This is a genomic window from Bradyrhizobium sp. 139 (genome assembly GCF_023074175.1).
Taxonomy (GTDB): domain Bacteria; phylum Pseudomonadota; class Alphaproteobacteria; order Rhizobiales; family Xanthobacteraceae; genus Bradyrhizobium.
The window spans coordinates 60,433-81,864 of sequence record NZ_JADPKS010000073.1; the positions used below are offsets into that span (position 1 = coordinate 60,433).

The window sequence follows — 21,432 nt, forward strand, 5'->3', positions numbered from 1 at the left end:
CGGCCGGTCTCCCGATCGCAGGCTCATTTCGGCTGACATGCGAGCGACAATCATGACGACCCAATTGCCTGTCTTCCGCCTCCTCCTTGCCCTCGGCGCCGGGCTGATCCTGACCGGCCTTCCCGCGCCGGCGCGGGCGCAGAACATCGTCGTCATGGTCAACGGCGACCCGATCACCGATTTCGACATCGAGCAGCGCTCCAAGCTCGACCAGCTGACGACGCAGAAGACCCCGAGCCGGCAGGAGGTCATCAACGAGCTGATCGACGACAAGGTGAAGCTCAAGGAAGGCAAGAAGTTCGGCGTCGATCCCGGCGTCTCCGACATCAACCAGTCCTATGAGGGCATGGCGCAGCGCATGCGAATCACGCCGGATCAGCTCACCAAGTCGCTCGAGGTCAAGGGCGTCCGCCCCGAGACGTTGAAGGGGCGCATGAAGGCCGAGATGGTCTGGACCAGCCTCGTGCGCGGCCGCTTCAAGGAGAAGCTGTTGGTCGGCGAACGCGACGTCGCACAGGCCGTGCAGGCCCAGACCGGCGACAAGCTCCAGATCGAGGGCACCGAGTACAAGATGCAGCCGATCGTGCTGATCGTGCCGCGCGGCTCGTCCCAGGCGTTCCTGGAGACGCGGCACAAGGAGGCCGAGACTTATCGCTCGCGCGTCGGAAGCTGCGAAGAAGCCAATTCGCTGTTCCGCTCGACGCCGAACGCCACCATCCGCGACACCGTCACCAAGACCACCGCGGACCTGCCCGAGGCGCTTCGCAAGGTGCTTGACGACACCCCGATCGGCCACCTGACCGCACCCGAGATGACCAAGCAGGGCATCGAGATGGTCGTGCTGTGCGCGCGCAAGCCGACCATGATCGACACCCCGAAAAAGCGCGAGGTCCGCGAGAAGATGTATTCGGAGAAGTACGAGAAGACCCAGAAGGCCTATCTCGAAGATCTCCGCAAGGCGGCGATGATCGAATATCGCAACCGCTGATGGCCAAGTTCCCCATAGAGCCTTCGACCAAGCCTTCGAAGCCCCTCGCCCTGACCCTGGGAGAGCCTGCCGGCATCGGCCCCGACATCACGATCGCAGCCTGGCTCAGGCGCCGCGAACTGAGCTTGCCCGCCTTCTATCTGCTCGGCGACGAGGCGCTGATCGCGCGCCGCGCCAAGACGCTCGGCGCCGATATCAGGATCGCTGCCGTGAGCGCCAGCAAGGCCGAAGCCGCCTTCCCTGATGCCCTGCCCGTGGTTGCAACCGGCGAACGTGCGACGGCCGGGCCCGGCACGCCCGACGCATCGAGCGCACCGGCCGCGCTCGCCTCGATCCGGCAGGCGGTCGCCGATGTCCGTGAAGGCCGCGCCAGCGCCGTCGTCACCAACCCGATCGCCAAGAGCGTGCTCTACCGCTCGGGCTTCCGCCATCCCGGCCACACCGAATTCCTTGCCGAGCTTGCCGCAGAGGACGGCCGCGTGCCGCAGCCGGTGATGATGCTGTGGTCTCCACGCCTCGCCGTGGTGCCCGTGACGATCCACGTCTCCTTGCGCGATGCGCTGGCCCAGCTCACCAGCGAGCTCATCATCTCGACCGTGCGCATCGTCGCCACCGAGCTGAAATCCCGCTTCGGCATCACGAGGCCGCGCATCGCGATCTCCGGCCTCAACCCGCATGCCGGAGAGGACGGTTCGCTCGGCCACGAGGAGCAGACCATCATCGCGCCGGCGCTCAAGGCGCTGCGCAGCGACGGCATCGAGGCGAAAGGCCCGCTGCCCGCCGACACCATGTTTCACGAAGCCGCGCGAAACACCTATGATTGCGCCATCTGCATGTATCACGACCAGGCCCTGATTCCGATCAAGACGATCGCCTTCGACGACGCGGTCAATGTCACGCTCGGCCTGCCCTTCATCCGCACCTCGCCCGACCACGGCACCGCGTTCGACATCGCCGGCAGCGGCAAGGCCAATCCGGCAAGCCTGATCGCCGCCTTGATGCTTGCGCGCCGCATGGCGGCTGCGCAAAACTGATGAGCGCGATCGACGACCTCCCGCCGCTTCGCGAGGTCATTCGCCAGCACGCGCTGTCGGCGCGCAAATCGCTCGGCCAGAATTTTCTGCTCGACCTCAACCTCACCGCGCGCATCGCGCGTGCGGCGGCGCCGCTGGACGACTCCACCATCGTCGAGATCGGTCCGGGCCCGGGCGGGCTGACGCGCGCGTTGCTCGCGCTCGGGGCCAAACGCGTCATCGCCATCGAGCATGACGAGCGCGCGATCCCTGCGTTGGAGGACATTTCCGCGCGCTATCCCGGCCGGCTCGATATCGTGCATGGCGATGCCATGACCTTCGACCCGCGCCCGCTGCTCGACGGCAACAAGGCCAGGATCGTCGCGAACCTGCCCTACAACATCGCGACCCAGCTCCTGATCAACTGGCTTACGACCGAACCCTGGCCGCCCTGGTACGACATGATGGTCCTGATGTTCCAGCGCGAAGTCGGCGAACGCATCGTGGCGCGCGAGGATGAGGAGGCTTATGGCCGTCTCGGCGTGCTCGCCAACTGGCGCTGCGAGACCAAAATCCTGTTCGACATTTCGCCGTCGGCCTTCGTGCCGCCACCGAAGGTCACCTCCTCCGTCGTGCGCCTCAAGCCGCGCGCAGAGCCTCTCCCCTGCGATCGCAAGCTGCTCGAAAAGGTCGCGGCCGCAGCCTTCGGCCAGCGCCGCAAGATGCTGCGCCAGAGCCTGAAAGCGCTCGGCGTCGATCCCGCGCGACTTGCAGCCGCCGCGGGCGTCGATGCGACGCGGCGCGCAGAGACGATTCCGATCGCAGGCTTTGTTGCCATGGCGCGTGAATTGGCGGATATACGCAGCCAAGGCTGATAGAAGCATGATCCGGAAAGGTGTGAAGCGGCTTTCCGAAGAGACCATGCTTGGATAACGAGACCAAAGCGCGATGATCGCGCTCTGGTGCAAATTCCGGAGGAAAGAAAATGGCGTTGATGCGTCGGCAATCCCTGGTCAAGTTTGATGCGCCGCTGTGCGAGACCATCGTCGACACCCCAAAACCGCAAGGACGCGAGGTGCTGGTGCGCATCGAGCGCTGCGGGCTCTGCCATTCCGATCTGCACATCCAGGACGGCTATGCCGATCTCGGCGGCGGCAAGAAGCTCGACACCACGCGCGGCATGACGCTGCCGTTCACGCTCGGCCACGAGATCGCGGGCATCGTTGACGAGGTCGGCCCCGACGCGCCGGCAAGCCTCGTCGGCGCGAAGAAGGCGGTGTTTCCGTGGATTGGCTGCGGCCAGTGCCGCGACTGCGCCAATGGCGACGAGAACCTCTGCGCCAAGCAGCGCTTCCTCGGCGTCTCCATCGACGGCGGCTTCGCCACCCACGTGCTGGTGCCCGACGCGAAATACCTGCTCGACTACGATCCCCTGCCCGTCAACCAGGCCGCGACCCTGATGTGCTCCGGCGTGACGGCCTATGGCGCGCTCAAGCGCCTGGTTGATCGTCCGCGCCAGCGCAACCTCTTGCTGATCGGCCTCGGCGGCGTCGGCATGATGGGCCTGTCGTTCGCGCAAGCCATGTTCAAGCAGCCGATCACGGTCGCCGATCTCAGCGGCGCCGCGCGAGATACTGCGCTGAAGAACGGTGCAGCGGTCGCCTACGATCCGGCCGAGCCCGACGTAATCAAGCGCATCCTCAAGGAGACCGAGGGCGGCTTCGACGAGATCGTCGACTTCGCCGGCAACGAGAAGTCGATGGCGTTTGCGGTGGCCGTCGCCGCGCGCGGCGGCAAGATCGTGGTGTCTGGCCTGATGGGCGGCCAGTTCACGCTGCCAATGGTGCAATGGGTCTACAAGCGCATGACCATCGAGGGCTTCATGGTCGGCACGCTCCCGGAAGCGCAGGAGCTGATGGCACTCGCGCGCGCCGGCAAGATCAAGCCGACGCCGATGCAGGAAGAGCCGATGGGCGACGTCCAGAAATGGATCGACGAGCTGCGCGCCGGCAAGGTGGTCGGCCGCATCGTTCTGAAGAACTGAATTTCGCGAGACAGCGAGACATACCTCTCGCAGCGTCGCTTTCTCCAGCACAATCAGCCCCGAATTGACGCAAGTCCGGTTCCAAACGGGGAACCGGTAGGGCGCGAACCTTTAGCCCCTCGCCAGCTTTCTCTTTCGAATTCTGATGAGACCATGCAGACCATCCGCCGCTTCCCGGCCGACGAATCCGGCGCCGCCGCGATCGCGTACGGCCTGATCGCAGCGGCATCGCGCTTGCGATCGTCGCCGTGGTCGCCAATCGCCGCGCACGGAACGGCGGCGGTCGGACCGAGTTGGCAGCGTATGTCCATTCGCTGCACCGTCGAAAGCGCATTCTTCATCGCCTGGAGCTTCCTGGAGCAGAGCGGCGAACTCGGTCCTGCGGACGAGACCGCGAACATTATTCTGGACGCCATCGAAGCGCAGCTCAGGACCGGCGAGCGCCGGCAGCTGATGCTCGCTAACAAGGCGATTGATGCCTACCGCAAGCAGGTAGGCCAACGCCGCCTCCCGGCCGAACGCCATATCCGTCTCCGATAAGAGCCTGCAGCGCAGACCCCGGGACCACGCGCCTTATGTTCACTCCTGAACAGAAGGCCCGGGCTGATTTCGAAATTACGTCGTTCTCCGGACGTGAACAAAGTGTTCTCCGGACGAGAACAAAGTTCGCAGCGTGCCCCGCGCGCAACACCGGACAGAGCGGTTTCGCTGGAAACCTTCGCGACAGCGCCTTCGCATTGATCACTTCGGACCACCAGTTGGAACGCCGCGAATGTCCCACGCGTTCACATCTCGTTGGGCAACGACGGAATCAGACTCGATGACAAAGCCGCTGACAGGAACGGTGCAGCCCGTTCCCGAAGAGAACAGGAGCCACAAGGGCGCGGGCAGCGCGCCATCGGTTCCGGTGGATACCACCAAGAGCCATCGCGGCGACGAGAAGCAGAACATTCGCGAGCAGGCCGCGCATGGCAACCTCACCCAGAACACCAGCAACAGGCGCATGGGATAGGCGATCGGATAATCAACGGGGGAGACGAAACAGGAGAGACGAGCTTGGCCAATCTCGGCAAATGGTACGATCCGATATCCGAGCGCTGGATCGTACCGCGCGAAACACATCTGGAAGCGACACCTTCTCATGAGAGCGAGAACCACGTCCTCGAACTCCAGAGAACAATTGAAGTCCAGCGCATCTGGCGCGCTCTCGTCGATAGCTGCGCGCGCGACTGATGCTCGTGCGCGGCTGCGGAGGAACCCGCTGTCTACCGCGCTGTTGTAACCCTGCATGAACGATCCCGCATCACCCGCAAGACCGGTTGCAGCCACGATACGCTATCTGTCGATCATCGTCGGCTGCGCCTGCCTGCTGCTCGCCGCCGCCTGCTTCGTCATCGCGGCGCAGGTCTTTATTCAGACCGGCGTCTTCGCGCAATCCTATGCGATGGTGGGTCTCATCAGCGCAGCGTTGGGGAGCTTGGGGCTCACGCTGGCGCGTGTGTGGAAGTAGCCGTTCGCAACTTACCGCCCCCCGCATCACGATGCGGCCCCTCCTTCCGTCGTTCCGGATTGCGTGCGCAGCACGCGGGCCCTGACTCCATCGGGCCGCATGCGAGCGCAGCGACACAATCCAGAATCCCACAGCGGACAGACTCTGGATTTGCTTCGCTGCGCCCGCAATGACGATGTGGTGAGCGCTTGCCCTGCGCGCTCTCACCTGCGCGACCGTCTACGCCGCCGCGCGCTGCCGCGCCACGAGCGCTTCGCCAAAAGCCTCGAACAGCTTGCGGTTGATCGGATTGCGCTGGGGATCGTATTCGGCGTGCCATTGCACGCCGAGCGCAAAGGTCGGGGCTTCCGCAATGCGGATCGCCTCGATGGTGCCGTCCTCGGCGATGCCTTCGATGAACACGCGCTCGCCCGGCTCCAGGATGCCCTGACCATGCAGGGAATTGACGCGGATCTTTTCGCAGCCGAGCAATTTTGCAAAGGCGCCGCCTGGCGTGAGATCGACCTCGTGGCGGTCGGCGAACACGACGGTGGGATCGGGATGGATCTCTCCAGTCTCCAGCCGCGGCATGCGGTGGTTCATGCGACCCGGAATTTCGCGGATCTCCGGATGCAGCGAGCCGCCGAAGGCGACGTTCATCTCCTGGAGGCCGCGGCAGATGCCGAACAGCGGGATGCCGCGGGCAACGCAGGCGACCGAGAGCGCCAGCGCGACCTCGTCGCGGTGGATGTCGTAGGGCTCGTGCTTCTCGCAAGGATCGACGTTGAAACGGGTCGGGTGCACGTTGGCCCGGGCGCCGGTGAGAATGACGCCGTCGACCGTATCGAGCAGCGCCGCGATATCGGTGATGTCGGGCGAGCCCGCGAACATCACCGGCAGGCCGCCGGAGACCTCGGCCACGGCCCGCAAATTGCGCTCGCCGACCATCTGGACCTGAAATCGATTTTCGACGCGATGGGCGTTCCCGATCACGCCGACGACCGGCTTTCTCATCTCCTGTTCCGACCTCCCCCATAAGAAGATTCTCCGAACATGCCCCCCGGATGGAACAAATTCAACAGAAGGGTACGCGGGACGGCAATGCTATTTTCGCGCAAATGCCCGGCCGGGGCGGCCACGACATCCTTTCGCCCCCGCCAGCGTTGCCCGCGCGGCCGTGGACGCGTCAAATCGCGCCAGCGCCCGACTTGATCCGAGGGGGGATTTCGCGAAAGAGTGCCTCACGCTGGCCCCCGAAAAGGACATGATGTGACGATTCCCAGAGATGAACGGACCCGGTCCCGCAGCGACCTCGCTTGGGCGATCTCGGTCGGCGGCATCGGAGTCGTGCTGTTCGCGGCTCTCCTGGCCTTCACTTGGCATTTTGCCGCCACCCTGCTCCTGATCTTCACCGGCATGCTGCTCGGCGTCGGCCTCAATGCCCTGACCAACGCACTCGGCCGCCGCGTGCACCTGCCCCATGCAATGCGGCTCGCGATCGTCTGCATCGCGCTCGCCGTGATGCTCGCAGGCGTCGCCTATCTCGGCGGCGCCACTATTGCCGAACAGACCTCGCTGCTCAGCAAGACCATCAAGTCGCAGATCACCAACGTGAAGTCGTTCCTCGATAGCCACGGCATCGACACCAGCTTTTTCGATCTCGGCAACGCCGCACCCACCGCCTCCACTGACGCGGGGTCGACACCCGCCCCGGCGGCCTCGCACGGCAATTTGCCGGGTGCCGGTGCGCTCGCCTCCAGCGGCGGAGCGATCGTGAGCCAGACTTTCAAGCTGCTGCTCGGCACCGTTAGCGCCGTCGGCAACATTTTCATCGTGCTGTTTCTCGGGCTCGCCTTCGCCGCCCAGCCCAGCCTCTATCACGATGGCCTGTTATTCCTCGCACCGGCCAAACATCGGATCCGCGCGACCCTCATCATCGACCGCATCAGCGAGACGCTGGAGCGTTGGCTGATCGCGCAGATCATCGTCATGCTCGCGGTCGGCGTGGTGACCTGGGTCGGGCTTGCCATCATCGGCATTCCCGGCTCGTTCATCCTGGGGATCCAGGCCGGCCTGCTCGCCTTCATCCCGACCGTCGGCGCCATCATCGCCGGCGTCGTTGTGGTGCTGGCGAGCCTGGCCACGGGATGGATCGCGGCGCTGTCGGCCTTCCTGCTGTTCCTCGGCGTGCACGCGATGGAGAGCTACGTCCTGACACCGCTGCTCCAGCGCCAGGCGCTGGACATCCCGCCGGCCACGCTGTTCGCGTTTCAGATCCTGCTCGGCGTCGTGTTCGGCATCTGGGGTTTGGCGCTGGCGCTGCCACTGGTCGCCATCGCCAAGGTCATGATCGACCATTTCAAGACGTATGAGGCCCCGCCCCTGGCCGAGGCGGCCTGACGCCGCTCAGGTCGTCAGTACGGTCTCGGTGTGCTCGACCTCCGGGGGCGAAGCAAAATACTGGCCGACGAGGCCACGCCATTCGGTGAAATTCACCGAGCCGCGGAAATCGACGGTATGGTTCTCTAGCGTTTCCCATCTCACCATCAGCCGGTAGCGCTGCGGCTTCTCGATCGACTTGTGCAGTTCGAAGCCGTGAAAGCCCTTGGCGCGGCCGAAAGCGGCTTTGGCCTTGGCGACGGCGGCCTCAAAGTCCTTCTCGCTGCCGGGCTTGACGTCGATTTGCGCGATCTCGGTGATCATCTGTTTCCATCCCATTTTGTTCGACGGGCGTATCTACCGCAGCCCGCGACAAAGAAAAAGGCGCCGAAACGGCGCCCTGATCGGCTGAAAATGCGGGGGGTCTCAGGCGAGTGACAGAACGGTGCCTGCCACGATCAACGCGCAACCCGCGAACAGCACGAGCGGCCAGTAGCTACGGCCTTGCGTGTATCGCCCCTGGGCACGGCGCTCGGTAATCAGCGCGCTCTCGTATTCATCCGCGGTGGAGAACAGACAGGCGAAGCCGCCGCGGGCCGAGGCCGCAGCGGCTTCGAGCGACATCAGGGCAGCCTGCGGGTTCTGTCGACGGATCGATTCCATGACCACAATGGTAGGGATCGAATGGTAAACAGGGGATTACCGCACGGCTTGCTCTGGCTCAGGCGGTGGCCGGACGCGCCTGTGGCGCGCCGATCCGCGCAGCGCTCTGGCGGCGCCAGTTTTCCAGCGACAGCGGCATCTCCTCCGCCGCCTCGACGCGGTTACGGCCGCCGCGCTTGGCCTGGTAGAGCGCGGTGTCGGCCGAGGCCAGCAGCACCTCGAGCTCGGTGCCGGCCGGACCGCCGGCGACGCCGATGCTCACGGTGGTATCGACCGGGCCTTCATCGACCACCACGCCGGAGGTCTCGAAGGCCTCGCGCACGCGTTCGGCGACCAGCACGCCCTCCTCCAGCGAACACGGCAGCAAGGCCGCAAACTCCTCGCCGCCGATGCGGCCCGAGAGGTCTGTCATGCGCAGATTATTGACCACGACGGTCGAGAACAGTTTCAGCATCTCGTCGCCGGCGGGATGGCCGAAGCGGTCATTGATCGACTTGAAATGGTCGATGTCGAAGATCATCACGGTCACGGGACGCCCGGCCTTGGCTTCGCGCTCGATCACGCGCGAGCAGGCTTCCGAGAAGCCGCGGCGGTTGAGCATGCCGGTCAGGGGATCGGTGGACGCGGCGGTCCGGTGCGCAGTGACTGTGCGCTCCGACACCAGCATGAAGATCACGAACACCGTGCCGACGGCGTAAAGCACGAGCTCGACCGCGAACACGGTGACCCAGATGCTGCCGGAGAAGCCGGCATCGTTCGGGCGCAGGAAGCTGCCGAGCAGGATCGGCAGCATCAACACGCAGCCGTGCATCACCGGCACCACGAAGGCCGGCCAGCGCCGTTGCAGGCTTTTGCGGCGCTCGACCCAGAGCTCGCTTGCGGTCAGCGCGGCATAGACCGAGACGATGCCGGCGCCGATGATCATGCGCAGCATGGACGCGGCGGGATCAAGCAGCGTGGCGGCAGCGGCCCAGGCGAGCGCGCCGACGAGGAGACCCGGCCAGTTCGGCTTGCGGCCATGGAAGACGCGCGCCGCATTCCACACCATGCCGCAGGCAACGAAGCCGACCGCGTTCAGTGCGAGGTAAAGATGCGGGCCGAGCTTGTCGGCGGCCGCGGTCCACAGCGCGACGGAAGCGGCGCCGAGAAGATACGCGGTGCCCCACCATTTCAGCGCGGGACTGTTCTCCTGCCTTCCGAAAAACACCATCATGGCACCGAGCAGTGCGGCAACCATGGTGGCGACCAAATAGAGCGTGATGCTATCGAGCGACATCATGTCGGCCCCCTTCTAGACATAGCAGTTACGCGATCGGCCCAGCCGACTTGCGCGCCCTTCCAAAATACGACGCTATGTCTCGCGGGTTCCATTCAGGTTGTCATGCAGGCCCAAGTTTTCGGGAAACACGTCATCAATTTGCATACAAACGAACAACAAAAAGGGCGCTGAAATCAGCGCCCTTTTGCATCTCATTGAAGCCGCTTTCGCGGCGAATATGATCGAAGCGATTAACGCTTCGAGAACTGGAAGGACCGGCGGGCCTTGGCCTTGCCGTACTTCTTGCGCTCGACCACGCGGGAGTCGCGGGTGAGGAAGCCGCCCTTCTTGAGCACGGTGCGCAGCTCCGGCTCGAAATAGGTCAGCGCCTTGGAGATGCCATGACGCACCGCGCCGGCCTGGCCGGACAGACCGCCGCCGGCGACCGTGCAGATCACGTCATACTGGCCGGCGCGCGCCGCCACGACGAACGGCTGCTCGATCATCATGCGCAGCACGGGACGGGCGAAATAGACCTCGACCTCGCGCGTGTTGACCGTGACCTTGCCGGCGCCCGGCTTAATCCAGACGCGGGCGACCGCGTCCTTGCGCTTGCCGGTGGCATAGGCGCGGTTGAACTTGTCGACCTTCTTCTCGTGCTTGGGCGCGTCGGGCGCCACCGCCGTCTTGAGCTGCGAGAGCTGGTCGAGCGACTGGATGGATTCGGCCATGGTTATGCGGCCCTCGTGTTCTTGCGGTTCAGTTTGGCGATATCGATCTTCTCGGGCGTCTGGGCCTCGTGCGGATGATCGGCGCCGCCGTAAACACGGAGGTTGCCCATCTGCACGCGACCGAGCGGACCGCGCGGGATCATGCGCTCGACGGCCTTCTCGAGCACGCGCTCGGGATGCTTGCCCTCTAGGATCTGGCGCGCGGTGCGCTCCTTGATGTGGCCGACATAACCGGTGTGCTTGTAGTAGGTCTTCTGCTCGCGCTTGCGACCGGTGAGGACCGCATGCTGGGCGTTGATGATGATGACGTTGTCGCCGCAATCAACGTGCGGGGTGTAGGTCGGGAGGTGCTTGCCGCGCAGGCGCATGGCGACGATGGTGGCGAGACGGCCGACGACCAGACCCTTGGCGTCGATCAGCACCCACTTCTTCGTCACCTCGGCCGGCTTTGCCGAAAAGGTTTTCATCTCAGAATTTCCGTGAGGGAGACATCGGCGCGAACACCGCACCGGACTACGCGGTTTCTAGAGAAGAGACGCGCAACGGTCAATGCCCATCGACGTAAATTAGGCGTGTAAAATCAATGGTTTAAAAATATGGTATTATACTACCCGCCAAAAGCTCAAACATTTGGAATGGAATAGGTCGAGGTGACATGGGCGATCGGATCGGGCGAGGTGCCGGACAGCAGCTTCACCTCGCCGACCGCCAGGCGTCTGCCGAGCTTGAGAAGCCGCGCCTCCGCCAGCACGTCCTGCCCGGGCTGCCCCTTGCGCAGGAAGTTGATGTTGAGATTCGTGGTGACCGCGAGCCCGATCGGCCCGATCGCGGACAGCAGGACGACGTACATCGCGAAATCGGCGAGTGCCATCAGCGTCGGGCCGGACACGGTTCCGCCCGGCCGCAGCATTCTTTCGCTGTAGCGCTGGCGCAACAGGCAGGTCTGGCCGTCCGCGCTCTCGATCATGATGTCGTCGCCGCTGAAGGCCTGGGGAAACTCGTCACGGAGAAACTGCTCGACCTCCGCCACGCTCATTTTCGCTAACGCCATGCTTCGCCTCACCCTCGCTTCACGTCCTCTGTTACATTAAGTTATCTCCGTCATCCAATTGCAATCATCCACCGGAAGTCGCGTCAATGTCCGTCCAGTCCGCCCGCGCCCCCTCCCCGCAACCGCCGATCCTGCTGCGCGAGACGGCGGGCACCATCGCGATCCTGACGTTGAACCGCCCGGCCGCGCGCAACAGCCTGTCTGCGGCGATGATCGCAAGCCTGCATGCCGAGCTCAATGAGATCCGCGACGACAAGGCGGTCCGCGGCGTCGTGATCGCCGCCAACGGCCCTGCCTTCTCCGCCGGCCATGACATGAAGGAGCTGACCGCGCGCCGGGCCGATCCGGATCGCGGCCGCGCCTTCTTTGCCGAGATGATGAGCGCCTGCAGCGCAATGATGCAGGCAATCGTGCACCTGCCGAAGCCCGTGGTCGCTTCCGTCCAGGGCATCGCGACCGCAGCCGGCTGCCAGCTCGTGGCAAGCTGCGATCTTGCGATCGCATCGGAAGCGGCGAGCTTCGCCACGCCCGGCGTCGACATCGGGCTGTTCTGCTCGACGCCGATGGTGGCGTTGTCGCGGAACGTGCCGCGCAAGCAGGCAATGGAGATGCTGCTGACGGGCGAGCCGATCCCAGCCACACGCGCCCGCGAGATCGGGCTCGTCAATCGCGTGGTTGCAGTCGGCGCCGAGCGCGACACCGCGATTGCGCTGGCCGAAAAGGTCGCGCTGAAGTCAGCCTACACGGTCAAGCTCGGCAAAGAAGCGTTCTACCGCCAGGCCGAAATGAGCCTTGCGGACGCCTATCGCTATACGGCAGAGGTGATGACCGAGAACATGATGGCGCGCGACGCCGAGGAAGGCATCGGCGCCTTCATCGAGAAGCGCACGCCGACATGGCGGGATGAATGACCTCGTCATTGCGAGCGAAGCGAAGCAATCCAGAATGCTTCCGCGGAGACGGACTGGATTGCTTCGTCGCTCCGCTCCTCGCAACGACAGCAAGAAGATGAGCCAATGAACCACGACGCCTATCCCGACATTTACATCCGCGGCATCCTCAACAGCGTGAAGTCGATCGCGATGGTCGGCGCCTCGCCGGTCAATGTGCGGCCGAGCTATTTTGCGTTCAAATATCTGGCGCAGCGCGGCTACGACATGATCCCGGTCAATCCCGGCCATGTCGGCAAGGATCTGCTCGGCAAACCATTCGTCGCCTCGCTTTCCGACATCGGCCGCCCCGTCGACATGATCGACATCTTCCGCAACTCCAGCCACATCATGCCGGTGGTGGAAGAAGCGCTCACGCTCGATCCGTTGCCGAAGGTGATCTGGATGCAGCTTGGCGCACGCGATGATGCGGCGGCGGCGAAGGCCGAGGCGGCCGGCATCAAGGTGGTGATGAACCGCTGCCCCAAGATCGAATATGGCCGTTTGTCGTCCGAGATCTCCTGGATGGGTGTCAATTCGCGCACGCTGAGTTCGAAACGCCCGCCGGCGCCGACACAAGGCATGCGGCTATCCCTCAATCGGATGAGTGTCGGTGGCGGCGAAACCGCGGCATCGGATCGCGCCGCCAAAAACAAGAGCGAGCAAAGCTGACGCAATCGAAGGATTCATTTCGCTAACGCGACAATGGGTAGCACGATCGTTGAAGCGGCGCCTTGACGGCGGGCGCGGCGCCGATCAGCATGCCGCGCGATTTCAGATCACAAGAACAGGACGCCTCAATGAGCGATCGCCTTCCGGGATTTTCAACCCTCGCCGTGCATGCTGGTGCACAGCCCGATCCTACCACCGGTGCGCGGGCGACTCCGATTTATCAAACCACATCCTTCGTCTTCAACGATGCCGATCATGCCGCTTCGCTGTTCGGCCTACAGGCGTTCGGCAATATCTATACCCGCATCGGCAATCCGACCAACGCGGTGCTGGAAGAGCGTGTTGCTGCACTCGAGGGTGGCACCGCTGCGCTTGCGGTCGCCTCAGGCCATGCTGCACAGGTCGTGGTGTTGCAGCAATTGCTCCAGCCCGGCGACGAGTTCATCGCCGCCCGAAAGCTCTATGGCGGCTCGATCAACCAGTTCACGCATGCGTTCAAGAGCTTCGGCTGGAACGTGGTGTGGGCCGATCCCGACGATATCGCGAGCTTCGAGCGCGCGGTGACGCCGCGCACGAAAGCCATCTTCATCGAGTCCATCGCCAATCCCGCCGGCAGCATCACCGATATCGAGGCGATCTCGACGGTGGCGCGCAAGGCGGGCGTACCGCTGATCGTCGACAATACGCTGGCCTCGCCCTATCTGATCCGCCCGATCGACCACGGCGCCGACATCGTCGTGCACTCGCTGACGAAATTCCTCGGCGGCCACGGCAATTCGCTCGGCGGCATCATCGTCGATGCCGGCACCTTCGATTGGTCGACCGGCGGCAAATATCCAATGCTGTCCGAGCCGCGGCCCGAATATCACGGCATCCGCCTCCAGGAGACCTTTGGCAATTTCGCCTTCGCGATCGCCTGCCGCGTGCTCGGCCTGCGCGACCTTGGACCCGCGCTGTCGCCGTTCAACGCTTTCATGATCCTCACAGGCATCGAGACATTGCCGCTGCGCATGCAGAAGCACTGCGACAATGCGAAAGCGGTCGCCGAATTCCTCGCCGGCCACCCGGCGGTGGCCTCGGTGAACTATGCGGGCCTTGCAAGCGACAAGTACAACCAGCTCGCGCGCAAATACGCGCCGAGGGGCGCAGGCGCGGTGTTCACCTTCAGCCTGAAGGGCGGCTATGACGCAGGCGTCAGCCTGGTGTCGAAACTACAGCTGTTCTCGCATCTGGCCAATGTCGGCGACACCCGCTCGCTCGTGATCCACCCGGCCTCGACCACGCACAGCCAGCTCGACGACGCCGCCAAGGTCAAGTCAGGAGCCGGCCCCGACGTGGTGCGGCTCTCGGTCGGCATCGAGGACAAGGAAGATTTGATCGCCGATCTGGAACAGGCGCTGGGCGCATAGCTTTCTTGGCCATTCCGGGGCGCTTGCGTGCGCCTCGGACGATCTCGGTTAACAGTCATTAACCATATCTGCCGCATACATCGTCACTGGATCGCCCTTTTGATTCGGAGCCGACGATGCTGCGCTGGATGGTGCCTGCCCTTGCGGCGATGCTGACGGTCTCGGCTGCGATTGCCGCCGACCTGCCGGCCACACCAAAGCGGCGGGCCGCCGCTCCGCCGCAGGAGCCGCCGAAGGTCTATGTCGAGACGGATCCGGATGCGCTGATCTCGCCGGCCTATGGCATCGGCAGCTATATCCGCAATCTGCCGGGCACGCCGCTGCTGCCCGGTTCGCACACACTGCCTGGCTATTACGGCCGCCCCTGGGATTACGATTATCAGGGCTCGTATTACGGCGGGAAGCAGGTCGATTATTTCTGGCGCCTGCCCTATTCGTGCGGCATCTACGGCTATTGCTGATCAGCCGGCCTGACTGACGGGAACCGGCCGCGGCTGCGCTTCAGCTGAACGACGCGAAGCCAGTCGTTCCGTCTGCATCACCGCAAGCGTCAGCACCGCGATCGCGACCGCCTGATGCGCGAGTGCGAGTTCAATCGGCACCTGGTTGAGCAGCGTGAGGATGCCAAGCATCGCTTGTAAGCTCACCGCCGCAAACAGCCAGAGCGCACCGCTTGCCGCTGCACCTGCGCGCGAGCGCGCCGCATCGAACGCATGCAGCGCCGCCAGCACGAGAAGCGCATAGGCCGTCATGCGATGCTCGAACTGCACCGTCAGCACGTTGTCGAACATGTTGCGCCACCACGGCGTCTCGAACCACAGCCGCTCCGCCGACGGAACGAACGCACCGTCGATCTGCGGCCAGGTGTTATAGGCGCGCCCGGCGCGCAGGCCGGCAACCAGCGCACCGAAATAGATCTGCACGAAAGTCAGGGCGAGGAGCAACGCGCTGGTGAAACGCAGCCGCGCGGGAACCGCAATCTGCGGCCGCTGTTTGAGCCGTCGCACCGTCCAGACGATGCCGGCGAAGATCAGCAGTGCGAGCACCAGATGCGTCGCCAGCCGATATTGCGACACCTCGACGCGTTCCGTGAGGCCCGAGGCCACCATCCACCAGCCGACCGCACCCTGGAGTCCGCCGAGCGCGAACAGAAGCCACAGCCGCCGCTTCAATTCATCGGACAGACCGCCGCGCCACAGGAAAAACAGGAACGGCAGCAGATAAGCTGCGCCGATGAAACGGCCGAGCAGCCGATGGCTCCATTCCCACCAGAATATCTCCTTGAACTCGGACAGGCTCATGCCTGCATTCAGTTCGCGATATTGCGGGATCTTCTTGTAGGCATCGAACGCCTCGGCCCACTGCGCTTCCGAGAGCGGCGGCATGCTACCCGTGACAGGTTTCCACTCGACGATCGAGAGCCCGGATTCCGTCAGCCGCGTCGCGCCGCCGACCAGCACCATCAGCGCGATCAGGGCGGCTACGGAGATCAGCCACCAGCGCACGGCGCGATGCGGCTCGGACGGGGCGGAAATCGTCGTCATTTCAGTGGCGAAACTTGAACCAATGAGGCTTGAACCGGACTGCGTGCCCCTTATAGTCCCCCGCTCCCGCAGCGCAAGTTACGCAAGAGACCGCGACATTCCGCCATGACCATCCGAACCCGCAAGTTCCTCGGCGCCATCCTGCTCCTGGTGCTCGCCACCGTCTGGGCCCTGCTCGGCATGGCGCTGGCGCAGATGCCATGGATCGCCGAGTCCGGCTGGCGGCAGGCGATCTACTACGTGGTCGTCGGCATGGGTTGGGTACTGCCGGCGATGCCGATCGTCAGCTGGATGCAGCGGCCCGACCGCGCCAAAATTAGCTCGTAGCTCCGCCCGTCGGTTTCACCGGCGCAAAGACAATTCCCGACACCAGCACGCGCAGCATGCGCAGCGACCGGCGACGCCCGTCCCAGGAAATCCGCGGCAGCGCGCGCAGATTGGTGCGGCCCTCCGCATCCACGATACCCGGAATCGTCGACACGGCGCTGGCAAAGCCGGCCTCCTCAGCCATCACGACGTGGCTGCGCCGGAACGAGGCGCGATCGCCGAACGGAAAGGCCAGATGCCTGATCTCGCGGTCGAAGGCCGCTTCCGCGACCGCCTTGCCCATCGTCATCTCGCGCAACGCGGCGGCGTCCTTCATGTTGGCGAGAACGGGATAGTTCACGGTCGCGCTCCCGACCGTGACCAGCGGATCCGCCGCAAGCTTTGCCAGATCCTCCCAATCCATCGACGCTTCGCGCGAGACCGCAGCGAGATCGATCCGGTAGCGCGTGCAGAGATCGGCGATCGCAGCCGACAAATCTGCCGGCGGCAACGAACGCAGCCACCCCTCGATGAACGAAAACAGCGCCTGCTTCTCGGCATTGCCTGCGACAGTGAAGCGTTGTTCCCTCTCGCCCATCATCAGGCTGATGCGGCTCTCGCGCGCGATCACCTGCTCGAGCCCGAGCCACCAGGCCTCTCCGACACCATCGGGAAACGCGGTGGGCACGTAGATCGTGAAGGGCACTGCATGGCGCGCAAGCACCGGATAGGCAAAGCTGATCAGGTCTTTTGTCGCACCGTCGAAGGTGAGCGCCACGAAGCGCCGCTTCTCCGGCAGCGTGACCGCGCGCCGGCAAACGTCGTCCATGCCGAGGAAGTCATACTGCCACCGCTTCAGCGCGCGGATGGCACGATCGAGAAATTGCGGACTGATCTCGTTTTCACGCAGTGGCTGAAACGCGCCGCGCCGCCGCGGCCGCACGTGCTGAAAGCGCAGGATCGCGCCGGCGCCGCGGCTGCGCAGCACAGCCTGGCCGGTGAACCAGGCCAGTTCAAGCCGCAACCGCTCCAGCCATCTGTCCTCGGATGCCAATATCCACCTACGCGTTCGCCTTATTCTCATTACCCTTTGTTGACATTTCTTTGCAAAGGTCGGCCACAGGCCGAAATACCCAATTTTTCGTTTCTCGACAGGTTTCGCGAATGACCATGGCTGCGGCGATGCAAAGCCGGACGGCAGAATTGCCAGCGCGGTCGAAAGCGAGCCGTATCGCGCATGTCGATATTGTTACCGATCTCGGCGCGGCCGAGGCGGTCTGGCGCGCCTTCGAGGAGCCTGGTCACCTCTTCACGCCCTATCAGCGCTTCGACCTGCTCAGCCCATGGCAACGGCTCGTCGGCAACAGTGAAGGCGCCCGTGCCTTCATCGTCATTGCCCGCGACGCCGAGCGCCGACCGCTGCTGCTGGTGCCGCTCTCGCTGCGGCAAGGCCACGGCGTGCGCACGGCCTGCTTCATGGGCGGCAAGCACACGACCTTCAACATGGGCTTATGGGACGCCGAGTTCGCAGCCCAGGCCGCCATCGCCGATCTCGACACGCTGCTTGCGCCACTGCGCGAGCATGCCGACGTGCTCTCGCTGACGCGGCAGCCGCTGCGCTGGCACGACCAGCACAACCCGTTTGCGCTGCTGCCGCGGCAGAGTGCGATCGACGGCTGCCCCCTCCTGGCGGTGGAGCCGGGCGGGCCGCCCGCATCGCGGATCAGCAACTCCTTCCGCCGCCGCCTCAAGAGCAAGGAAAAGAAGCTCCACGCGCTCGCCGGCTACCGCTATCACCTTGCCACCGCGGACGCGGACGTCACCCGGCTGCTCGACTGGTTCTTCCGCGTCAAGCCGGCGCGGATGGCCGAACAGAAGCTGCCCAACGTCTTTGCCGAGCCCGGCGTCGAACAGTTTATCCGCAGCGCGTGCCTGTCGGCGCGCGGCGAAGGCCGCGTCATCGACATCCATGCGCTCGAATGCGACGACGAGGTGATCGCGATCTTCGCCGGCGTAGCCGACAACCAGCGCTTCTCGATGATGTTCAACACCTACACGTTGTCAGAGCACGCCCGCTACAGCCCCGGGCTGATCCTGATGCGCTACATCATCGACCGCTACGCCGAGCGCGGCTATCGCTCGCTCGATCTCGGCATCGGCTCGGACGATTACAAGCGCATGTTCTGCAAGCACGACGACGACATTTTCGACAGCTTCGTGCCCCTGACCGCGCGCGGAAAACTCGCGGCGATGGCGATGTCCTCGTTGAGCCGCGGCAAGCGCCTGGTGAAGCAGAACCAGATGATGTTCGAGCTGGCACAAAGGCTGCGACGGGCGTTCGGGTAGGAAGTCTCGGCTTGCGGAATTGCGTCCACCTCTCCCAGAAGGGGCGGGGCTATCGCAGATGACCTTTTGGGCTGCCTGAGCGCACGCCTCGTCCTTCCAGGCGTCCGCTTCGCGGTCTCCTCAGGATGAGGCTAATCGGCATCGGTGCCCGTTGAAACTGCCGCCGCGCACTCCGTCCTCATCCTGAGGAGCCCGCCTGAGCGGGCGTCTCGAAGGAGGCCGCAGGGAAACCGCTCTCAAATGCGATTGCCCTCCCACAAGGGGAGCGGGAAGAAGACGCCTACGCCGCCACCACGCGCGGCGCGTCCACCGCGTTCGTCGGCTGCACCGGCCTGCTCAGCATCGTCACTTCGCTGAAGCCAGCCGCCCTCAGCTGTTCGCACATCAGCGTGCGCGCGTCGGAGGCCATGGACACATCGGGCACCACGACGGCGCGGGCATTCGCCGTCAGGAGCTCAGCGGGCAGATCGGAGGCGCTGCCGGCATCCAGCAGCACATGGTCGTAGGCGCGAAGCAGCGCATCGATCGCCAGCGTCACCCGCGGCGATTGCAGCAGGCTGCGGTCGAAGCCGGAACGGCCGGCCATGACCAGGTGCAGCCGCGAGAGCTTGTCCCGGGTGATGATTTGCGCGAACGAGGCCTCGCCCTGCATCAGCTCGGCGAGGCCGGGAGCCGAAGCATCGACGGACACCGCGGCAATGGTCGGCGAGGACGCGGCGAGATCGACCACGACGACGCGTGCATCGCGCGCCAGGTGCCGGGCCAGCGTCAGCGTCGACAGCGTGATGGCTTCGCCCGAGGCGGTGCCGAGCACGGTGACCTTCTTCGCCGCCGGTCCCGCGGCGCGCAGGCTGTCGGCCAGACGCTCGATCTCGGCGAATTCAGTGACGTCGGCATCGGCCGTCATCTCGGGCTGAAGCGGCGTGAGGTCTTCCACAACCGGATCCACCATTGGTTCGACGACCGGCTGGACCTCCGGCTGTTGGCGCACCGGCACCTGCGTTTGCGCTGGCGTGAACACAGCCACCGCGCGCGGCGCGGTCTGGCGCAACAGCTCTCCGGTCACGACGAGGCCGGACGAGAGCAGTAGTGTCGCGATCGTCGCGATCAGCACGATCGGCAGCTTCTTCGGATAGGCCGGCGTGTTCGAGACGATGGCGCGGGAGATGATGCGCCCATCGGTCGGCGCGGTGTCGATGGTCTCGCGGGTGTTGGCCTCACGGTACTTCGCGAGGTAGGTTTCGAGCAGGTCGCGCTGCGCCTTGGCCTCACGCTCGAGGGCACGGAGCTGCACGTCCTGGCCGTTGGTGGAGGCCGCCTGCTTCTTGAGCTGCTCGAGGCTCGCTGACAATTCTTGAACGCGCCCGCCGGCGGCGCGTGCATCGTTTTCGAGCGTGCGGGCAAGCTTGGCGGCCTCGTCCCGGATCTGGGTGTCGAGGTCGGCGAGCTGCGCCTTCAATTCCTTGATGCGCGGATGGTTGCCAAGCAATGTCGACGATTGCTCGGCCAGCTGGGCCCGCAACGCCACGCGCTGCTGGGAGGGCGTGCGCATCGACTCCGAGTTCAGGACTTCCGACGATTCGATCGGTTTTCCGCTCTGGATCATCTCGCGGATCAGCCGCGCCTTGGACTCTGCGTCCGCTTTCAGCGCCCGCGCATTGTTGAGCTGGGTGTTGACCTCGCCCATCTGCTGGTTCGACAGCGTGGTGTTGTTGGTGCCGACGAACAGGCTCGACTTGGAACGAAAATCCTCGGCCTTCGTCTCAGCGTCGGAGACCTTCTTGCGCAGATTCTCGATTTCGCCCGAAAGCCACTGGCTCGCATTGCGCGCCTGGTCCTGGCGCGCGTTCTGCTGCAGCACGAGATAGCCGTCGGCGATCGAATTGGCGACGCGCACGGCAAGCTCGGGATCGGCGGACTGGAATTCAACGACGATCACGCGCGATTTGTCGACGGCGTAGGCCTGGAGGCGCTCGTAATAGGCGTCGAGCACGCGCTCTTCTGGCGTCATCGAGAACGGATCGCGGCCGATGCCGACCAGCGCCGCCAGCGACTTCAGCGGCGAAATCCCTTGCAGCACCGGATCGAACTCGGGTCGCTCCGCAAGCTTGTTCTTCTTGATGATCTCGCGTGCGAGATCGCGCGACAGCACAAGCTGCACCTGGCTGGTAACAGCCTCGGCGTCGAGCGCCTGCCTTTCCTCGGCGCGGTCGCTGCTCGGACGCAGGAACACGTTCTCGCGGCCGTCGACCAGGATGCGCGATTCCGACTTGTAGCGCGGCGTGACGAGATTGACGACGGCGACGGAGGCGACCAGGGCCAGCACCGTCGGCACGACGATCCAGCCGCGCTTGCGCGCCAACGCCGCGCCAAGCGCGTGCAAATCGATGTCGCCGGCTTCGACATGTGCCTGCTTGGCGACAATTGGCGCTTCGGCTTTGGGCTTCGAAATAGCCCGCTCGACCACCGCCTTGTCCTTGCCGGCACGCCAGAACGCTAAACGCATCGAACACTCCCGCAGGGCAACGCTGCGACTCTACCTCAACCGGCGCGATTACACTCCATTAAGGTTGCCGCTGGGTTAATCGCGCCCCGCCGCGACCGGCGCGC

General features: G+C 64.6%; 25 protein-coding genes. 15 read left to right on the forward strand and 10 right to left on the reverse strand.

Annotation, left to right across the window (positions count from 1 at the left end; translation table 11 throughout):
* Window positions 1-52: 52 nt before the first annotated feature.
* The 8 genes from IVA80_RS17215 (at window position 53) to IVA80_RS17250 (ending at window position 5,555) form a co-directional block, all read left to right on the forward strand.
* A complete protein-coding gene (locus IVA80_RS17215) occupies window positions 53-988 on the forward strand; it encodes a peptidylprolyl isomerase (protein ID WP_247432430.1) in 936 nt (311 codons plus the stop codon).
* Window positions 988-2,022 carry a 4-hydroxythreonine-4-phosphate dehydrogenase PdxA gene (gene pdxA, locus IVA80_RS17220; RefSeq protein WP_247432433.1) on the forward strand — a complete coding sequence of 345 codons (1,035 nt, stop codon included), beginning with the start codon at window positions 988-990 and terminating at the stop codon, window positions 2,020-2,022. The genes IVA80_RS17215 and pdxA overlap by 1 nt, the downstream gene beginning before the upstream one ends.
* Complete coding sequence (gene rsmA, locus IVA80_RS17225) at window positions 2,022-2,876, forward strand: 16S rRNA (adenine(1518)-N(6)/adenine(1519)-N(6))-dimethyltransferase RsmA (protein WP_247432438.1); 855 nt, start codon at window positions 2,022-2,024, stop codon at window positions 2,874-2,876. Before pdxA ends, rsmA begins: the two co-directional genes overlap by 1 nt.
* A gap of 110 nt (window positions 2,877-2,986) precedes the next feature.
* On the forward strand, window positions 2,987-4,045 hold the full coding sequence (locus IVA80_RS17230) for an alcohol dehydrogenase (protein WP_247432441.1): 1,059 nt from the start codon (window positions 2,987-2,989) through the stop codon (window positions 4,043-4,045).
* 303 nt (window positions 4,046-4,348) lie between these two features.
* Window positions 4,349-4,585, forward strand: a complete 237-nt coding sequence (locus IVA80_RS17235; protein WP_247432853.1) for a hypothetical protein — start codon at window positions 4,349-4,351, stop codon at window positions 4,583-4,585.
* A gap of 280 nt (window positions 4,586-4,865) precedes the next feature.
* Window positions 4,866-5,057: a hypothetical protein gene (locus IVA80_RS17240; RefSeq protein WP_247432444.1), complete on the forward strand. Its 192-nt coding sequence runs from the start codon at window positions 4,866-4,868 to the stop codon at window positions 5,055-5,057.
* 44 nt (window positions 5,058-5,101) lie between these two features.
* Window positions 5,102-5,278, forward strand: a complete 177-nt coding sequence (locus tag IVA80_RS17245) for a hypothetical protein (RefSeq protein WP_247432447.1) — start codon at window positions 5,102-5,104, stop codon at window positions 5,276-5,278.
* A gap of 55 nt (window positions 5,279-5,333) precedes the next feature.
* Window positions 5,334-5,555, forward strand: a complete 222-nt coding sequence (locus tag IVA80_RS17250; RefSeq protein WP_247432449.1) for a hypothetical protein — start codon at window positions 5,334-5,336, stop codon at window positions 5,553-5,555.
* 219 nt (window positions 5,556-5,774) lie between these two features.
* Here IVA80_RS17250 and IVA80_RS17255 read toward each other — a convergent pair whose 3' ends face one another.
* Complete coding sequence (locus IVA80_RS17255; RefSeq protein ID WP_247432452.1) at window positions 5,775-6,548, reverse strand: gamma-glutamyl-gamma-aminobutyrate hydrolase family protein; 774 nt, start codon at window positions 6,546-6,548, stop codon at window positions 5,775-5,777.
* Between the two features lie 255 nt (window positions 6,549-6,803).
* On the opposite strand from IVA80_RS17255, the gene IVA80_RS17260 reads away from it, so the two are divergent.
* Window positions 6,804-7,934 carry an AI-2E family transporter gene (locus IVA80_RS17260; protein WP_247432455.1) on the forward strand — a complete coding sequence of 377 codons (1,131 nt, stop codon included), beginning with the start codon at window positions 6,804-6,806 and terminating at the stop codon, window positions 7,932-7,934.
* A 6-nt stretch (window positions 7,935-7,940) separates the two neighbouring features.
* Here the strand turns inward: IVA80_RS17260 and IVA80_RS17265 are convergent, their stop codons facing one another.
* From IVA80_RS17265 to IVA80_RS17290, 6 genes are all read right to left on the reverse strand, one after another.
* Window positions 7,941-8,237 carry an antibiotic biosynthesis monooxygenase family protein gene (locus IVA80_RS17265; protein WP_247432457.1) on the reverse strand — a complete coding sequence of 99 codons (297 nt, stop codon included), beginning with the start codon at window positions 8,235-8,237 and terminating at the stop codon, window positions 7,941-7,943.
* Between the two features lie 102 nt (window positions 8,238-8,339).
* Window positions 8,340-8,576, reverse strand: coding sequence for a hypothetical protein (locus IVA80_RS17270; protein ID WP_247432460.1), 237 nt, complete (start codon window positions 8,574-8,576; stop codon window positions 8,340-8,342).
* Window positions 8,577-8,634: 58 nt separating this feature from the next.
* Window positions 8,635-9,855, reverse strand: coding sequence for a GGDEF domain-containing protein (locus tag IVA80_RS17275; RefSeq protein WP_247432464.1), 1,221 nt, complete (start codon window positions 9,853-9,855; stop codon window positions 8,635-8,637).
* Between the two features lie 230 nt (window positions 9,856-10,085).
* Complete coding sequence (rpsI, locus tag IVA80_RS17280; protein ID WP_247432467.1) at window positions 10,086-10,565, reverse strand: 30S ribosomal protein S9; 480 nt, start codon at window positions 10,563-10,565, stop codon at window positions 10,086-10,088.
* A gap of 2 nt (window positions 10,566-10,567) precedes the next feature.
* A complete protein-coding gene (gene rplM, locus IVA80_RS17285) occupies window positions 10,568-11,032 on the reverse strand; it encodes a 50S ribosomal protein L13 (RefSeq protein ID WP_091965253.1) in 465 nt (154 codons plus the stop codon).
* Window positions 11,033-11,187: 155 nt separating this feature from the next.
* The gene (locus IVA80_RS17290; protein WP_247432472.1) at window positions 11,188-11,616 is read right to left on the reverse strand and encodes a PaaI family thioesterase; all 429 of its coding nucleotides are present in this window, start codon (window positions 11,614-11,616) and stop codon (window positions 11,188-11,190) included.
* A gap of 86 nt (window positions 11,617-11,702) precedes the next feature.
* Here IVA80_RS17290 and IVA80_RS17295 point away from each other — a divergent pair, with 86 nt between their 5' ends.
* From IVA80_RS17295 to IVA80_RS17310, 4 genes are all read left to right on the forward strand, one after another.
* Window positions 11,703-12,527 (forward strand): enoyl-CoA hydratase, encoded by an 825-nt coding sequence (locus tag IVA80_RS17295; RefSeq protein ID WP_247432475.1) that lies wholly within the window; start codon window positions 11,703-11,705, stop codon window positions 12,525-12,527.
* Between the two features lie 105 nt (window positions 12,528-12,632).
* Window positions 12,633-13,217, forward strand: coding sequence for a CoA-binding protein (locus IVA80_RS17300; RefSeq protein ID WP_247432478.1), 585 nt, complete (start codon window positions 12,633-12,635; stop codon window positions 13,215-13,217).
* A 128-nt stretch (window positions 13,218-13,345) separates the two neighbouring features.
* On the forward strand, window positions 13,346-14,626 hold the full coding sequence (locus IVA80_RS17305; RefSeq protein ID WP_247432482.1) for an O-acetylhomoserine aminocarboxypropyltransferase: 1,281 nt from the start codon (window positions 13,346-13,348) through the stop codon (window positions 14,624-14,626).
* Between the two features lie 116 nt (window positions 14,627-14,742).
* Window positions 14,743-15,087: a hypothetical protein gene (locus IVA80_RS17310; RefSeq protein ID WP_247432485.1), complete on the forward strand. Its 345-nt coding sequence runs from the start codon at window positions 14,743-14,745 to the stop codon at window positions 15,085-15,087.
* Here IVA80_RS17310 and IVA80_RS17315 read toward each other — a convergent pair whose 3' ends face one another.
* On the reverse strand, window positions 15,088-16,170 hold the full coding sequence (locus IVA80_RS17315; protein WP_247432488.1) for a COX15/CtaA family protein: 1,083 nt from the start codon (window positions 16,168-16,170) through the stop codon (window positions 15,088-15,090).
* A 105-nt stretch (window positions 16,171-16,275) separates the two neighbouring features.
* On the opposite strand from IVA80_RS17315, the gene IVA80_RS17320 reads away from it, so the two are divergent.
* Window positions 16,276-16,497, forward strand: a complete 222-nt coding sequence (locus IVA80_RS17320; protein ID WP_247432491.1) for a DUF2842 domain-containing protein — start codon at window positions 16,276-16,278, stop codon at window positions 16,495-16,497.
* On the opposite strand, the gene IVA80_RS17325 is transcribed toward IVA80_RS17320, so the two are convergent.
* A complete protein-coding gene (locus IVA80_RS17325) occupies window positions 16,487-17,530 on the reverse strand; it encodes a polysaccharide deacetylase family protein (RefSeq protein WP_247432494.1) in 1,044 nt (347 codons plus the stop codon). The two genes, IVA80_RS17320 and IVA80_RS17325, sit on opposite strands and share 11 nt — an antisense overlap.
* A 110-nt stretch (window positions 17,531-17,640) precedes the next feature.
* Between IVA80_RS17325 and IVA80_RS17330 the strand changes: the two genes are divergently transcribed.
* Window positions 17,641-18,822 carry a GNAT family N-acetyltransferase gene (locus IVA80_RS17330; protein ID WP_247432497.1) on the forward strand — a complete coding sequence of 394 codons (1,182 nt, stop codon included), beginning with the start codon at window positions 17,641-17,643 and terminating at the stop codon, window positions 18,820-18,822.
* A gap of 280 nt (window positions 18,823-19,102) precedes the next feature.
* On the opposite strand, the gene IVA80_RS17335 is transcribed toward IVA80_RS17330, so the two are convergent.
* On the reverse strand, window positions 19,103-21,328 hold the full coding sequence (locus tag IVA80_RS17335) for an exopolysaccharide transport family protein (RefSeq protein WP_247432500.1): 2,226 nt from the start codon (window positions 21,326-21,328) through the stop codon (window positions 19,103-19,105).
* Window positions 21,329-21,432 lie beyond the last annotated feature (104 nt).